This window comes from Nocardia sp. NPDC059236, assembly GCF_042754085.1.
In the GTDB taxonomy this organism is placed as follows: domain Bacteria; phylum Actinomycetota; class Actinomycetes; order Mycobacteriales; family Mycobacteriaceae; genus Nocardia.
Genome location: NZ_JBHZAF010000008.1, coordinates 66,787 through 79,848, shown reverse-complemented (window position 1 = coordinate 79,848; position 13,062 = coordinate 66,787). Strand labels below are relative to the sequence as shown.

Here is a 13,062-nt window from a genome sequence, read left to right as displayed (position 1 = left end):
TGAGGGTATGCGCGTCATGACCGATATCAGCACCGGAGGGCTTCTCGGGCCCTTCGAGCACAGCAGCGAAACCAGGTGGTGGCCATGATCATTCTCGGAATCATCCTTCTCCTCGTTGGGTTCATATTCGGCATCCCGATCCTCTGGACCATCGGGATCGTGGTGCTCGTCATCGGGCTCGTGTTACTGCTGTTCGGGTCGATGGGCCGCGCTGTCGGCGGCCGTCGCCATTACTATTGACCCCTGAATCGCTCGCTTTTGCCCTGTTTGACGTGTGGTTTGCAGGGAATGCGCTATCGCATGAAGGACGTACTCGAACGTGAGAGCAAATGGGCGGTCGACCGGGACTTCACTCTTCCAAGGCTCGACGACCTTGTCGCGAATAGCCGCATCGAGGAGATCCCGGTCGAGCTGACCAGTACCTATTTCGACACCGCCGAGCGAGACCTGCTCGCCCACGACCTGACGTTGCGTCGCCGTGAAGGAGACGACGAATCCGGCTGGCAGCTGAAGATCCCCCAATCGTCCGGTCGCGTCGAAGTAACCACCCAACTGTCGGACGAGCTGCCGCACGAACTCGCCGAGGTCGTCAACGGCGCAGCACTGGGTAGGCCTTTGAACGAGGTCGCCAGGGTTCATACCTTGCGCCGCCGTCACCGCATCCTCGGTTCGGACGGCGAACTGATCGTCGAGATCGATGACGACACTGTGGACTCGACCGCAGCCGACCGGCCTGCTGAACTGGTTGCCTGGCGTGAGATCGAGGTCGAACTCGGCCCTCACACCGACCAAGTCCCGGCGGTATTGCGCGACCGGCTCGCCGAGGCAGGCGCCCGCGAGTCGAGCTACCGCTCCAAGCTGTCTCATGTACTCCCGGAGCGATCCGGACCGCCCGTCACCAGTTCGCGGGCGGAAAAAGCCATGCACGAATATATGACCACACAGATCGACCTGATCTTCGTCGGTGACGTCGGGCTACGCCGAGGCGAGGACCCAATCCACGACACCCGTGTCGCGACGCGGCGACTGCGCAGCACGCTACGCGTGTTCGGCAAGCTGCTGGACCGCCGCGCCATCGGCGAGATCGACAACGAGCTGAAATGGTACGCAGCGCTGCTCGGCGACATACGCGATTGCCACGTCCAGCGCCGACGCCTCGCCGATGAACTCAACGCCCTACCGCCCGAACTCATCTCGGGTCCTGTCGCTGCGCGGATCGACGCGACGCTGCAGGCTCGGCAGTTGCCGAGCCGCAATGCTCTTGCCGAGGCAATGAACTCGCCCCGCTACCTGCGACTGCTGGCGACCCTGCAGACATGGAAATCACAGCCGCCGTTCGGGCGACGGATCCGGCGGCGCCAACTCGTGAAGCGGGCCCGCCGGGCCGCGGGCAAAGCCGACCGCCGGTTGGTGACCGCATTGCACAACCATCGACACGAATCGCTGCACCGCGCGCATAAAGCCGCCAAACGCGCACGCTATGCCGCCGAATTGCACAAACCCGTTCGAAAGCCCGCGCGGGCAAAGTCGAATATCAAGCACTACAAGAAGATTCAGCGCCTGCTCGGCGACTACAACGACAGCGTCGTCTCGACCGAATTCCTGTGGCGAACCGCCACAGCAGCGGGCACGGCAGGCGGCGAGAACGGCTTCACCTACGGCCTGCTCTACGCGAACGAGATGCAAGCCGCTGAGCACGCGGTCCAGAGTGTCGCGGCAGTTACCACAGGCGAATAGATACAGGTCCCAGGGAAAGCGAGCTCTGATCGCTTATTTTCCCAGCTCGGGGGTAGTCGAGTGGCATAAGGATTCCCGGGGGAGAATGCGAGGAGTCGAAAGATGAGCACCACCATTGTGATCGTGATCATCGTCGTCGCGGTTGTGGTCATTGTGCTTGTGGCCTGGGTGTTGATGCGCCAACGGCGCGAACACCAGCGGGTCGAAGCCAAGGGCATCCGAGACCGCGCGGCGAAACAGGAACTCGAGGTCGGTCAGCGGGAGGCGCGGGCGGAGGAGATCGCTGCCCGCAGTCGCGCGGCACAGGCCGAAGCTGAGGCCAAGGCGGCACAGGCCGAGCAGCTTGCCCAGCAGGCCGACGTGCATCGCAGCGAGGCAGCGGATTCGCGAACCGAACTGGACAAGGAGTGGGAGCGCGCGGATAAGGTCGATCCGGACTCGAAGTCGGGTGATAAGCAGCGGAACGCTGATCCAGAACAGCCGTCGCACAGCCCCCGACATTGATTCTGCGTTTTTCCGATCGCGCGCCGCTGCCCCAGATCGCTGCTCAGTCACGCGCGCAAACTCGGCAGTCCGGTGGCCAGCTCGATCACCCGGTCGACCTTCGTCGTGGGCGGAATCGCCAGCGCCCGAATACGATCCACTGTGTGGTGACCGGTCACCGGCTTGTTCGCGGACATGGTTCAGGACAAGCCGCGACCGCGTCGTCGGCGCGAGACGCCGGGACCGCAGATATTGCTGCGCCGCATCGCCCGCGCAGTCCACGGAGGACGAGGAGTTCGGGAGGGAGCGCGGCCCATGGTGTTTCGGCCGCGACGTTTCCACGTTCTGTTACCCACGACCGGGGCCGAGTTCGGCCACTGCGAAGGTTGAACTCTCGAAGACGCGACAGCCGACCTCTTCGACGATTCGAACTCCGGTGGGCGGGTAGTGCTGAAACGTGAGTTGCACTGCAAATCGCAGCGGCAGTGCGAACGAGGAGGTACGTCATGGCGGCCCAGCCGGAATCATCAACGTTCATCGGGCCGACACAATTGCCTCGATCCGGGCACAGGAAAGCGCCCCACCCCAGAGGTGGCGTCATCAGCAGCGGCACCGTCGACAAACTCGGCGAACAGGCTGCGGCGGTGAATGAGCAATCTGGCGAAAAGTTCGCCAGCAGATGGGAATTCAGCGAACCGGCTGCAGTGTGGCCCGACCCGAGTCCGCTCGACGAGTGGTGGAAGACCGTGATGTTGGGCTGCGATCGTGCGAGGGCTGCGGTGCCACCATCTGCCAGCGGAACCAGCGCGGCGAAATCATGGGATCGAGGAGGCCGTGGTCGGTGATCTTGCACAACCTATGAGCACCATGGACTCTCGCCTCCGCGCTTGCGGCTGACGGTTCACCACCGGCTGGTGCGGATTGCGGAGGCGGGATGCGTTCGTGGACGGGGCACAGCCACGTCCCGTCTTGGGCGATCCGATCAGGGCAGCGTGCGCGCAGGTGCCAGGGCTCGTGGCCCCGGTGTGCAGGCGGCGGCGATCGTATGGGTGATTGCCAGGTCGGTGGCCTGGCCGAAGACCTCGAACAGCCGGTCCACGCAGCGCGGTCCGGTGACCACTCGCAGGCGTATGTGGTGGCGGTGAGCAGCGTCGTCGGCATCGAGAACGGCCAGCAGCCCGGAGATGCTGAGGAAGGTGATCCGTGACAGGTCCACCACCACGAGGCGGCCGCTGGTATCGATGGCCTCGGTGAGATGTTCGCGGAATGCTCCGACGGTGCAATAGTCGATCTCGCCGGTGGCGGTCAGGACCGTCGTCGACGGCGACGGCCTGCTGTGGGTGATGCCCAGCTGTGTGGGCGGGCCGCAACGCTGGGCTGGTGTGGATCCGGCTGCGACCATGAAGGAACTCGACATCAGGATCAGATCCCTTGTCCAGATATGTGTGACAACCCGGGAAAATGGGGTTCTGCCACACTGTTTGTCGCCTATACCGCGACCGTGGCACAGACTGGGCTGGTGGGTGTCAACCGTGTACACAGAATACCCGCTACGACAGCGAGACAAACCCGTTACCTTTCGCACGGGCACGTATCTCATTGCGATCCGCGATGATCTTCCGTCTGGCTCAGGGGCGGGATCTGCGGGTCCGTCGGGTGGACGGATGGATATCCGTGGCGTGCCGAGCATGTTCACGCGGCGCGCTGATGCAGGCTGGCGTGGACGTGCTCGGCGATCAGGGCGGCGATGCGGTCGGGCGCCTCCAGCATGGGGACGTGTCCGGCACCGTGCACCAGGATGCGGTCGGCCGAGTCGGGCAGCTCGCGCAGGAAACGCTGAGTGTAGGCGAGGTTGGGTGTCACCCGGTCGTGTTCGCAGATCAGCAGGCGTACCGGGGTTTTCAGCGTCGACAGGTGGTCGGGTCCGGGCATGCGCAGGCCGCCGATCAGCAGCGGCAGCATGGCCGGGCAGTGCAGTGCCGCCGTGATCGCCGTGGTCACCGCGCGGGCCGGCACTGCCGACGGGTCGCCGCTGAGCGCCGCCAGTGCGAACCGGCGGGCGGGATAGCTGAATCGCAGCGCCGGACCGAGTCGTTTGCCCAGCTGCACGATCGGCACCAGCGCCAGGAACTTCAGCCCGATCCGCAGTTGCAGCAGCGAGGGGTAGCCCCAGCCGCCGGCCGGCGCGATCGCGGTGAGGGTGCGAGCACGGCCCCGGCGGGCCAGTTCGAAACCGACCCAGGCGCCGAGCGAATTGCCGGCGATATGGCAGGTGCGCCAACCTAATTCGTCGAGCTGGTTTTCGACCTCGTCGGCCAGCGCCGCGACATTCAGGTATCGGCCCCGCAGCTCGGGTCCGCCCCAATGGCCGATCAAAGCCGGGGCGAACACCTCACACGTGTGCGACAGTCGCGCCGCGACCGGCTCCCAGCAGCGCGGGGACATCATGAACCCGTGCAGCAGTAGAAGGGGCTCGCCGGACCCGGTGTGCAGGGCTTTCAGCAACGGCAGGGTCGCGGGCCGACTGGTGGCCGACATCATTGTCATCGCCTCTTTCTGGACGTCGTTGTCCGCGAAGAGGCCCGACCGGTGTGCCCACGACGACATCGACACAGCGATGCCAGATCACCGGTCGGCCTGGTTCAACCGGCCGGTATCGAGGTTGGCTTCGCCGCAGGGGACGATTGCCTCGTCCGCGTGAGTGTGAGGTGCGAGCCGAACCCAGCGACAGTCCGGCTCGCACTATGGAAAGCGGTTCGCGCTCAACGGGTCTGGCGCATGCCGAGCGCCATCGAGCCGAGCCCGAGCACCAGGGCGACCACACCGGCCACCACGTTGCTCCAGATCGTCGAAGTACGGGCGACATCGCCGCTGACGACCCAGGGCGTGATGATCATCCATAGGCCGATCAGCGGAGCGGTCCAGCCGATGCCGTGGATCCGCCCGTACATCGAGGCGAACCCCAGCGCCAGCACCGCCAAGCCGATCCCAACGACCAGGTTGTTCACGGTCAAGGTCGGGAACCGGGTAAATCCGACAACCCACGCGGAGATCGCGATGTAGAGCCCGGTCAGGAACATCAGGCCGGTGACCGCTTGGGCGGCCGGTTCCATCGCGGCGAGTTCGTACTTCTCATGCTTGGCCCGCAACTCCACGATGTCGGGATGCAGGCTCATGCTGCCCATGGCCTCAGTAGCCATATCTTCCACCACCCTTCGGACACCTAATGAAGACACTTCGCACCGGACGGCCGCGATCGGCCACGACGGGACGCGGAACCGATCCGTATCACCGCCGGTCTATATGTCACTCTGTGATATTATCACGTCATGACATATGAGTCGATGTCGCCGCCTGAACCTCTTACCGACCAGGAGTACTCGAGACTGCTGGCGTTCCGTGCCGGACTGCGCCGGTTCCTGCACTGGAGTGAGCGGCGGGCCGCCGACGTCGGACTCACCGGCGCTCAACACCAACTGCTGCTGGCGATCCGGGGTCATCTCGACCCGAGCGGGCCCAGCGTCGGTGAAATCGCAGAATATTTGAGCGCCCGCCACCACAGCGTGGTGCAACTGATCGATCGCACCGAGCAACTCGGGCTCGTCGCCCGCAACCGGGAGGAAGGCAAGGACCGCCGAGTCGTCCGCCTCACCCTGACCGAGGCCGGCCAGCAAACCCTCGCCCTGCTCAGCGCCACACACCTGGAAGAACTTCGGCGACTGACCCCCCTCGTCGACACACTGACCGACCTGGCTCACGGGATCCCTTCGGCCGAAGGGTCGCAGTAGGAGAAGGCCTCGAGCGTGCTGGTCCGACACCGGCGCCACCGAATACCAGATCGCGGACTGGATGCGCGAGAACCGACGCCCGGACCTGGGCCACATCGACCACCGCCGCATCATGGCCGCCCTGTCCATAGCCGACGACCGGACCATCGCCGACGCCCTGGTGGACGCGCTCACAGCCTGGCGGACAAAGGTGAACAACCCTGTCCCCCACCATATTCGGCTGCCCTCGCCACGCGGCCTTCAACTCGAGTCGCCCGGTCTAAGTCGACGATGCCGCAGGAGCGGGCGTCGGTCTGCGATATCCCGAGCCACCGCGAGCGCGACCTGCTGGAGCACGGGCGCTGGCCGGTGCTGGTGCGGGTAGGTGTGGATTCCGAAATTCCTTGGCCCACAGGGCTTTCCGCTCACCTGGCGCCGGTGGGACGAACCCCCGAAGTCGACCCGGTCGAGAGGGTCGAAGCAGTCACCCACGCCGGTGGGCGCGGCTGGACCGAGATACCATCGAACCGGTCGTCCCGTTTTGTGCTCCACACTCCACGATTGCAGTTCCCAGAACGAATCGAACGGTGGTTCACCTCATGCGTATCGGGAAACTCGCCGCGCTGGTCGGACGCTCGCAGCCACTATTCGGCACCGTTGGCCGCTCGTTCATAGGGCCGCGAGAAGCCACCGCCGAGCAGATCAGCTCTGTCCACCCGATACCGGCCAACCTCGGATTCCAGCCGCGCCCGGCCACGGTGCGGGGACTCGACGACTTCGTAGGGGACGCAGCGCCACCAACGGCATCGATCCTCGATGGATCGACTCGAAATGGACGAAACTTCTCGCCGGGATCAGGATTATGCGATGTGGCCGCAGCGGGTCGGCCCGATGAGGTCGACTTCGAGGCCCGGCCGTGACCCTCGGCGATCTGGTGCGAGGCAATCTCACTGCGGGCGTCCGCGGCACGGTCGATTTCGCGCGTCGCCGCCTCACCGGGGACTACCGGCTCGACGAGTTCGGCCTCGACGAGCACCTGCTGGAGTCGCTGATCCTGCCGGCCCTGCGGCCGCTGTCGCAGCTGTGGTTCCGGGTGCAGGTCAGCGGCATCGAGAATCTCCCCGAGTTCGACGGCGCGCTGATCGTGGCCAACCACGCCGGCGTGCTGCCGCTGGACGCGCTGATGCTGCAGGTGGCCGTGCACGATCGCCATCCCAAGCAGCGGGCGCTTCGCCTGCTGGCCGCCGACCTCGTCTTCGAGCTGCCGATCCTGGGCGAGCTGGCCCGCAAGGCCGGGCACACGCTGGCCTGCCCCACCGACGCCGAGCGGCTGTTGCGCACCGGCGAGCTGGCGGGCGTGTTCCCCGAGGGCTTCAAGGGCGTCGGCAAGCCCTACAGCGAGCGGTACAAGCTGCAGCGGTTCGGGCGCGGCGGCTTCGCCTCGGTGGCCCTCAAGACCGGTGTGCCGCTCATCCCGTGCTCGATCGTCGGCTCGGAGGAGATCTATCCGAAGCTGGCCGACCTCACGCCGCTGGCCCGGCTGTTCGGGCTGCCGTACTTCCCGGTCACGCCACTGTTCCCGCACCTGGGTGTGCTGGGCGCTATCCCGCTGCCGTCGAAGTGGCACATCGAGTTCGGTGAGCCCATCTCCACCGGCGCGTACGGCCCCGAGGCCGCTGACGATCCGATGACCATGTTCGAGGTCACCGATCAGGTCCGCGAAACGATCCAGCAGACGCTGTACAAGCGGCTGATCGAGCGTCGCAACCCGTTCACGGGCTAGCGGTAGTCCCCGGTGACGTGGTCAGTGGCGGCGTCTGCGATGGCTCGTGTCGCACAGCGGGTAGATCGCCGAGCGGCGGCACAGGCACAGTGCCACCACGCATCGGTGGCAGACGATCGTGCGGCCCTGCTCGGTCACCAGTTGCACCGGTCCCTCGATCAGCATGGGCCCGTCGGCGGTGTAAGTGATTGTGCGTCGGCTATTTTCGGGTTCGATCGGCACGGATGACCACCAGTTCCTCGTGACTCTGGCCGGGGCCCAACAGTCCGCGATCGACCAGCCATCGGGCGCGCCGGCGCAGCACGGGGCCGAACGGGACACTCGCCCTGGCCACTGTCGCGGCCTTCAACCCCACCTCACGCAGGCCGATGAGGGTGTCGTCGACGCCGCACAATGCGGAATGAACCATCAGCAATGTTCCAGTCGTGGAAAGCAATTCGGGTGCGAGCCGGCACAGGGAGTCGACGGCCGCCCGGCCGTCTGCCCCGGCGTCCCAGCATCGCGCCGCACCCCGCGGCGGACCGCTGTCCGCGCATGGCACATACGGCGGATTGGATATCACCACCTCAAAGCGCCGGCCGCGCAACACCGAACGGAAGTCGCCGTGGATCAACTCGACCTCGAGCCCCCGCAGCCGGCTGTTCATCCACGCACAGGCCAACGCGGCCCGCGAGATGTCCACGGCAGTGACCGACCCGGCCTGGAGCCGGGCCGCTTCGATCGCCAGTACCCCGGTTCCGGTACCGACATCGAGAACACGACCGTGCGGTGGAATGCCCGCATCGGTCATCGCGGCGATGAGCAGGTGTGTGTCGGCCTGTGGCCGATACACACCAGCGGTGCGAATCACCAGCACCTACCGCGAATAGCCACGAATTCGCTTCTTACCCGCAAGGCGAGCCATCGAATCGTCCTCCTTCGCGCCGAGAGTTTCCGGGCCGAGCAATGACCCACGGTCGTCACGCCAGCAGCTCAGCACGTGATCGGCGAAACGGTCCTCGAGCAGATTCGTGGCGCGGATTCCGAACACTATCGACGCACGCGTGTCCGGTTCGCGTGCGAGCAGATCTCCGATCACCTCGCGTCGCATGAGCTGTTCGTGGACCGCATCCGCCTCGACATGTTCGCGATAGAACGCGATACACGCCGGATCTGCCCCGAGCCTGTCCAAGGCTTCGACCATGCGGCGCGACGCCGGCGAGGACGTGATCTCCACGGCCGCGAAATGACCGACACCCGCACCCCGCAGGCCGCGATGCAGACAGAACAGCGACATCATGTTCACGATCGTGAGCATCGGCGCCGGCACGACATCCAGGTAGTACAGATACGACGGATCCAGGCCCGCCCCCTTCAGCAGATTCGCATACAGCCGCTGATGAATCCTGTCAGCGCGGCCACCGCCGAATTCGTCGAACTCCACCGCCACGAGCGCCGCCTTGGCCCGACCGCGCAACCGCGGAATCAACCACGCGTACGGATCGGCCTCCTGATGGTGCAGGATCGAGCGGTGCACGAAAAACTCGCGCACCTGCCAGGGCTCGCCCTGGTCCCGCAGAAAGGCTGCGACGCCGGACTCTTCATCGGGAACGATCAACAGTTCCTCGAGTTCGGTCTCCACATCATCGCCGGCAACGGTCTCCGCGCGCAGCGCCTCGAGAAAACGGCGTTCCAGCTCCGCCCGTGCACTCAACAGGCCCGGATCCCATTCCCAACCCGCATCCACACCGTCGAAACCCTGATAGTGCAGGCCATAGCACGTATGCAGCGCCACCTGCAGGTCGCGGCCGAAAGGATCAGCGGGCGCCGATGCTGCCGGAATCAGCGAGCCGGCGGGCTTCCCGAGCGCGTCGATCACCGCAGCCGACAGCTCGCCGCACGGTGGCGGGAGCATTCTTCTTGTAGTGGTCTCGGTCGGCATGATCAACTCCTCCGAACGAAAACGGGGTCGCCACGAGCATCGGCGGAGATACCCCGCGAGGTGTGGACCTGCGTATTCGGGAGATCGTTCGGCCTGCCGGGATGTTGCTCGCCAATGCGCGAGAATCGACGGCACCGGGCAGAGATGGGTTGCCTGATGTCCGACAAACCGTGAGCAGCTACCAGCGGTACCAGCGCCCACGGCCGCCTGAGGAATCAGCGGTGCGGAAAACGAACCCCAATCCCCAGCCCACCAGCACGGCGATGGCTATCCACCACAGGACCTTCACCAGGAATCCCAGTCCAGCGAACACGAGGGCGAGCAGCAGAACGAGAAATAATAATAACCACGTTCATCCACCTCCTGCCTGCCGTTTACCCGCATGCATGATTCCCTAACGGGCACGCGCTCGCCATTCGGGCCAACCCTGCCGACAGCGGGCGTGTCGCGACTCGACCGCTGCCCTCACCATCGAGGTGCCATCGTCGTTGACGGTGCCCTCACCCGTTTCACCCCTACTCCCCCGGCCAGGCACTGGTCGCGGATCCACACGTACGGTAGTCGTAATTGGCTCCCTGCTCCGCCCGTTCGGGCAACCCTGTCGTGGCCGCGGCGACCATGCCACCGCCGGCACACCCCGACCCGGAACACCGCGCACCTGATCCGTCTGCTCGCCGAACGGAACTACCCCGCACCGTAACCCGGCTCCGGAGAGTTCGGCGTCCGCGTGCTCGCAGACACTAATTCCTCGCCAGCACAGGCGGACCGCTGCGTCACGACGTCCGGACGCTCAACTCCGCGGCGATGGCATCGACGAAATCGGGTAGATCGTCGGGATTGCGTGAGGTGATGAGCGTCCAGCCGTCGCCATCGCTGCGGACGACCGGCTCGTCGACCCAGGCCGCGCCGGCATTGATCAGATCGGTGCGCAACGACGGATACGAGGTCACCGTCCTCTCCGCCACCACCGCCGCCTCGACGAGCAGCCACGGACCATGGCATATCGCGGCTATCGGACGGCCGGCCGCGACTACGGATCGGACCAGTTCCCTTGCCCCGAAGTCGGTTCGGAGTTTGTCGGCATTGACCGTGCCACCCGGAATGACCAATACGTCGAACCCGCCGGGATCCACATCGGCGAGAGCGGCGTCCGGCCGCAGCGTTTCGGACGGAATGAGATCGTGACGGTAGGTGTACACATCGATCGCTTCCACCGCGGCGTGGGTCACGTGCGCGCCGCGGGCACGCAGTTGATCCCTGGGTACCGCTATCTCGTCGCGCTCCACCCCCGTATTGGCGGTAATGATCAGGACGCGAACGCCTTCGAGTTCTGCTGACACCGGAGTTCTCCTCTCGTCTCATCGTCTCGCCCGACTCCTTCGAGCCGGGCGATTGCCACCTCATGCAATCTGTCGGGCATTCATGTGCCCAGCGCCGGAGGCGACGACGAGGCCGGCGTCCCAGGCACGATCGATCAGGTCGATCACGTTGATGTCTGCCAACTCGCCCAGAATCGGCCCGGAGAACAGCGAATTCGCGAATGCACGGACAACACTCCGCGAGGACCGAAGGCCATCGAGCCGAAACCGATCCGGCCCCCCGAGCAGACGGGTGACGACCACGTAGATTCGTTCCGGGCCGACTGCGGCGCGAAGGATGGCGTCCACGAACTCGAGCCGTGACAACGATTGCCGTGCAACCGCATCGGTGACTGCGATGCGCCGATACGCCATGAGAGTTCCCTTCGTCAGCGATGGGCCGACTCTCCGCCTCAGCTGTCGCGATTCGCTCGCCTCCCTCGCGGATCCACCGATCCCGGCCAAGGGCCGCGCGGTGGCGAACCGCGCGACCCGAATGCCACGGCCCGGTCAACACGGGACCGGGGATACCGGACCGTGGCGGTCCGTGATCAGGCCGGGACGGCGTGGGTGGCGCGCCACCAGATCCGGTGCCGGGCAAGCAGTTCCGCGACCGCGGACCGCAGCTGCCGGACGACGATGTCGGCACGGCGCTCCGGCACCGTCGGTGCGGCGGCCTCCGCGCATCAGTTCTTGAAGGCGTCCTTGACCTTCTCGCCCGCGTCCTTCAGGTTGGACTTGACCTGCTCGGCCTTGCCCTGATTCTCGCGCTGCTTGTCGCCGGTCGCCTGGCCGACCTTCTCTTCGGCCTTGCCGGCGAGCTGGTCGGCCTTGTTCTTCGCCTTGTCGGTTGCGCTCATGATCGTCTCCTTCCCTTGGGTGCCGTACTCGAGGGCCACCGACGTGACCCGTTCCTCGCCTACCCGCGTTCCCGCACCCGAAACGTCGCCTCAGTCCATTTCGCAGTACTGCGATATCTTTCGCCGCACGGGCGCGCTCGGGCGATCGGGCGCTACGCTGCGGCGCGTGCGGGCGCGCGAGTCGGCTCGACAGGTCAGTGCATAGACCCGTCGAGACGGGGTAGGCGAGAAACGAACAACGACAAGGAGTTTGTTTCTCCGGGCAGGCGACGAGAACCCGCCCGAGGAGCCGATCATGACCGCAGACGACACACCATCGGAACACACACGGACGCAATCGGATCCGTAGCCGCCGCGCCGATGACTGTGTCCTCGTTCCTGGGCTACTCCCGGCCCGTGTCTCCGCGACACCGGACGAGCTCGACGACGACCGGGTATCCGCACCGCACAGTGTCGAAGTCCGCACGGCTCACCGCGATCGAGTCGGTCAGTTCCTCCACGAAGCGCCAGCCGAAGGCATGCTCGATCAGCCCGCCATCGCTGCTGGTCACCGCCGCCGCACGGACCCGCATCCGGTGCTCGTCGAAGAGGAAGCCGCACTCGATCCAGGCGCCCGGCACGGCTGCCGCGATCAACGCGGTGGCCACCTCGTCCAGCGCCACCCGCACATCGGTCACCACATCGATCGTGAAATCGGCTGTGAGCATGATGGTTTCGGTGAGCGCGCGTAGCATGGCCAGCTCTCGGGCGTCGGCCGGGAGCCGCACCGCCACCTCACCGGACAGCGACACCGGGACCGCACCGTCGGTGAACACACGCGCCCTCCCGTCGTTCGACAGATCGACAAGCACGGTCGCCGGCCAGTACTTGCCGCCGATCCCAGCATCCTGAGGGGTTCCACTCATCGGTCACCACCCCATCGATCAATCCCGATCTGCCATCGTTGGCTCGTGGTCGTTGAGCGCGTACCCCGTGCGGTGGCCGGGAAACAGCCGGGACTCATCGTCCCGGGACCAGCTCGTGGTCGGTCGGCATCACCAGACCGCCGGGGCGGCCACTCCCGACCGTTTCACCGTCCGCTTCGCGGGTATCACGACATCTTCGCCTCCACGATGCCGCACCTCCCCTGACCGAAAGGTGCAGTCATGCCGAA

17 protein-coding genes and 1 pseudogene are annotated in these 13,062 nt (G+C 65.7%); 5 read left to right on the top strand and 13 right to left on the bottom strand.

Annotation, left to right across the window (positions count from 1 at the left end):
• The first annotated feature begins 84 nt into the window (after positions 1 to 84).
• The 3 genes from ACFXIV_RS21865 (at position 85) to ACFXIV_RS21855 (ending at position 2,241) form a co-directional block, all read left to right on the top strand.
• Positions 85 to 240 carry a DUF6131 family protein gene (locus ACFXIV_RS21865; RefSeq protein WP_379396304.1) on the top strand — a complete coding sequence of 52 codons (156 nt, stop codon included), beginning with the start codon at positions 85 to 87 and terminating at the stop codon, positions 238 to 240.
• Positions 241 to 300: 60 nt separating this feature from the next.
• Positions 301 to 1,737, top strand: coding sequence for a CHAD domain-containing protein (locus tag ACFXIV_RS21860; protein ID WP_379396306.1), 1,437 nt, complete (start codon positions 301 to 303; stop codon positions 1,735 to 1,737).
• A gap of 102 nt (positions 1,738 to 1,839) precedes the next feature.
• Positions 1,840 to 2,241, top strand: coding sequence for a hypothetical protein (locus tag ACFXIV_RS21855; protein WP_379396308.1), 402 nt, complete (start codon positions 1,840 to 1,842; stop codon positions 2,239 to 2,241).
• 47 nt (positions 2,242 to 2,288) lie between these two features.
• On the opposite strand, the gene ACFXIV_RS21850 is transcribed toward ACFXIV_RS21855, so the two are convergent.
• The 4 genes from ACFXIV_RS21850 to ACFXIV_RS21835 all read right to left on the bottom strand — a co-directional run bounded on the left by ACFXIV_RS21850 (position 2,289) and on the right by ACFXIV_RS21835 (position 5,420).
• Positions 2,289 to 2,417: a hypothetical protein gene (locus ACFXIV_RS21850; protein WP_379396310.1), complete on the bottom strand. Its 129-nt coding sequence runs from the start codon at positions 2,415 to 2,417 to the stop codon at positions 2,289 to 2,291.
• Between the two features lie 785 nt (positions 2,418 to 3,202).
• A complete protein-coding gene (locus ACFXIV_RS21845; RefSeq protein WP_379396312.1) occupies positions 3,203 to 3,637 on the bottom strand; it encodes an STAS domain-containing protein in 435 nt (144 codons plus the stop codon).
• 275 nt (positions 3,638 to 3,912) lie between these two features.
• Complete coding sequence (locus ACFXIV_RS21840) at positions 3,913 to 4,767, bottom strand: alpha/beta fold hydrolase (protein ID WP_379396314.1); 855 nt, start codon at positions 4,765 to 4,767, stop codon at positions 3,913 to 3,915.
• Positions 4,768 to 4,982: 215 nt separating this feature from the next.
• Positions 4,983 to 5,420: an SPW repeat protein gene (locus tag ACFXIV_RS21835; RefSeq protein WP_379396316.1), complete on the bottom strand. Its 438-nt coding sequence runs from the start codon at positions 5,418 to 5,420 to the stop codon at positions 4,983 to 4,985.
• Positions 5,421 to 5,549: 129 nt separating this feature from the next.
• Between ACFXIV_RS21835 and ACFXIV_RS21830 the strand changes: the two genes are divergently transcribed.
• A complete protein-coding gene (locus ACFXIV_RS21830; protein WP_379396318.1) occupies positions 5,550 to 6,008 on the top strand; it encodes a MarR family winged helix-turn-helix transcriptional regulator in 459 nt (152 codons plus the stop codon).
• Positions 6,009 to 6,903: 895 nt separating this feature from the next.
• Positions 6,904 to 7,770 carry a lysophospholipid acyltransferase family protein gene (locus tag ACFXIV_RS21825; RefSeq protein WP_379396320.1) on the top strand — a complete coding sequence of 289 codons (867 nt, stop codon included), beginning with the start codon at positions 6,904 to 6,906 and terminating at the stop codon, positions 7,768 to 7,770.
• A 21-nt stretch (positions 7,771 to 7,791) separates the two neighbouring features.
• Here ACFXIV_RS21825 and ACFXIV_RS21820 read toward each other — a convergent pair whose 3' ends face one another.
• The 9 genes and pseudogenes from ACFXIV_RS21820 to ACFXIV_RS21780 form a co-directional block, all read right to left on the bottom strand.
• Positions 7,792 to 7,992 (bottom strand): CDGSH iron-sulfur domain-containing protein, encoded by a 201-nt coding sequence (locus ACFXIV_RS21820; protein WP_379396321.1) that lies wholly within the window; start codon positions 7,990 to 7,992, stop codon positions 7,792 to 7,794.
• Entirely contained in the window at positions 7,970 to 8,620 is a 651-nt protein-coding gene (locus ACFXIV_RS21815; protein ID WP_379396323.1) for a HemK2/MTQ2 family protein methyltransferase, read from the bottom strand. The genes ACFXIV_RS21820 and ACFXIV_RS21815 overlap by 23 nt, the downstream gene beginning before the upstream one ends.
• 6 nt (positions 8,621 to 8,626) lie before the next feature.
• The gene (locus ACFXIV_RS21810; protein WP_379396325.1) at positions 8,627 to 9,691 is read right to left on the bottom strand and encodes an iron-containing redox enzyme family protein; all 1,065 of its coding nucleotides are present in this window, start codon (positions 9,689 to 9,691) and stop codon (positions 8,627 to 8,629) included.
• 178 nt (positions 9,692 to 9,869) lie between these two features.
• Entirely contained in the window at positions 9,870 to 10,004 is a 135-nt protein-coding gene (locus tag ACFXIV_RS21805; RefSeq protein ID WP_379396327.1) for a hypothetical protein, read from the bottom strand.
• 209 nt (positions 10,005 to 10,213) lie between these two features.
• A pseudogene (locus ACFXIV_RS21800) lies at positions 10,214 to 10,335 on the bottom strand (glycoside hydrolase family 15 protein); the annotation flags it as partial.
• 129 nt (positions 10,336 to 10,464) lie between these two features.
• On the bottom strand, positions 10,465 to 11,031 hold the full coding sequence (locus tag ACFXIV_RS21795; RefSeq protein ID WP_379396329.1) for a type 1 glutamine amidotransferase domain-containing protein: 567 nt from the start codon (positions 11,029 to 11,031) through the stop codon (positions 10,465 to 10,467).
• Positions 11,032 to 11,091: 60 nt separating this feature from the next.
• Positions 11,092 to 11,424 (bottom strand): hypothetical protein, encoded by a 333-nt coding sequence (locus ACFXIV_RS21790; RefSeq protein WP_379396331.1) that lies wholly within the window; start codon positions 11,422 to 11,424, stop codon positions 11,092 to 11,094.
• Between the two features lie 311 nt (positions 11,425 to 11,735).
• Positions 11,736 to 11,909 (bottom strand): CsbD family protein, encoded by a 174-nt coding sequence (locus tag ACFXIV_RS21785; RefSeq protein WP_379396333.1) that lies wholly within the window; start codon positions 11,907 to 11,909, stop codon positions 11,736 to 11,738.
• A 383-nt stretch (positions 11,910 to 12,292) separates the two neighbouring features.
• The gene (locus ACFXIV_RS21780) at positions 12,293 to 12,814 is read right to left on the bottom strand and encodes an anti-sigma factor (protein WP_379396335.1); all 522 of its coding nucleotides are present in this window, start codon (positions 12,812 to 12,814) and stop codon (positions 12,293 to 12,295) included.
• Positions 12,815 to 13,062: the final 248 nt, after the last annotated feature.

Bases quoted from the DNA above. Each gene is read 5' to 3' on its own strand.
- ACFXIV_RS21855 (WP_379396308.1), top strand. From the start codon at position 1,840: ATGAGCACCACCATTGTGATCGTGATCATCGTCGTCGCGGTTGTGGTC.
- ACFXIV_RS21785 (WP_379396333.1), bottom strand. From the start codon at position 11,909: ATGAGCGCAACCGACAAGGCGAAGAACAAGGCCGACCAGCTCGCCGGC.
- ACFXIV_RS21850 (WP_379396310.1), bottom strand. From the start codon at position 2,417: ATGTCCGCGAACAAGCCGGTGACCGGTCACCACACAGTGGATCGTATT.
- ACFXIV_RS21845 (WP_379396312.1), bottom strand. From the start codon at position 3,637: ATGTCGAGTTCCTTCATGGTCGCAGCCGGATCCACACCAGCCCAGCGT.
- ACFXIV_RS21865 (WP_379396304.1), top strand. From the start codon at position 85: ATGATCATTCTCGGAATCATCCTTCTCCTCGTTGGGTTCATATTCGGC.
- ACFXIV_RS21860 (WP_379396306.1), top strand. From the start codon at position 301: ATGAAGGACGTACTCGAACGTGAGAGCAAATGGGCGGTCGACCGGGAC.
- ACFXIV_RS21790 (WP_379396331.1), bottom strand. From the start codon at position 11,424: ATGGCGTATCGGCGCATCGCAGTCACCGATGCGGTTGCACGGCAATCG.
- ACFXIV_RS21810 (WP_379396325.1), bottom strand. From the start codon at position 9,691: ATGCCGACCGAGACCACTACAAGAAGAATGCTCCCGCCACCGTGCGGC.
- ACFXIV_RS21830 (WP_379396318.1), top strand. From the start codon at position 5,550: ATGACATATGAGTCGATGTCGCCGCCTGAACCTCTTACCGACCAGGAG.
- ACFXIV_RS21780 (WP_379396335.1), bottom strand. From the start codon at position 12,814: ATGAGTGGAACCCCTCAGGATGCTGGGATCGGCGGCAAGTACTGGCCG.
- ACFXIV_RS21840 (WP_379396314.1), bottom strand. From the start codon at position 4,767: ATGACAATGATGTCGGCCACCAGTCGGCCCGCGACCCTGCCGTTGCTG.
- ACFXIV_RS21835 (WP_379396316.1), bottom strand. From the start codon at position 5,420: ATGGCTACTGAGGCCATGGGCAGCATGAGCCTGCATCCCGACATCGTG.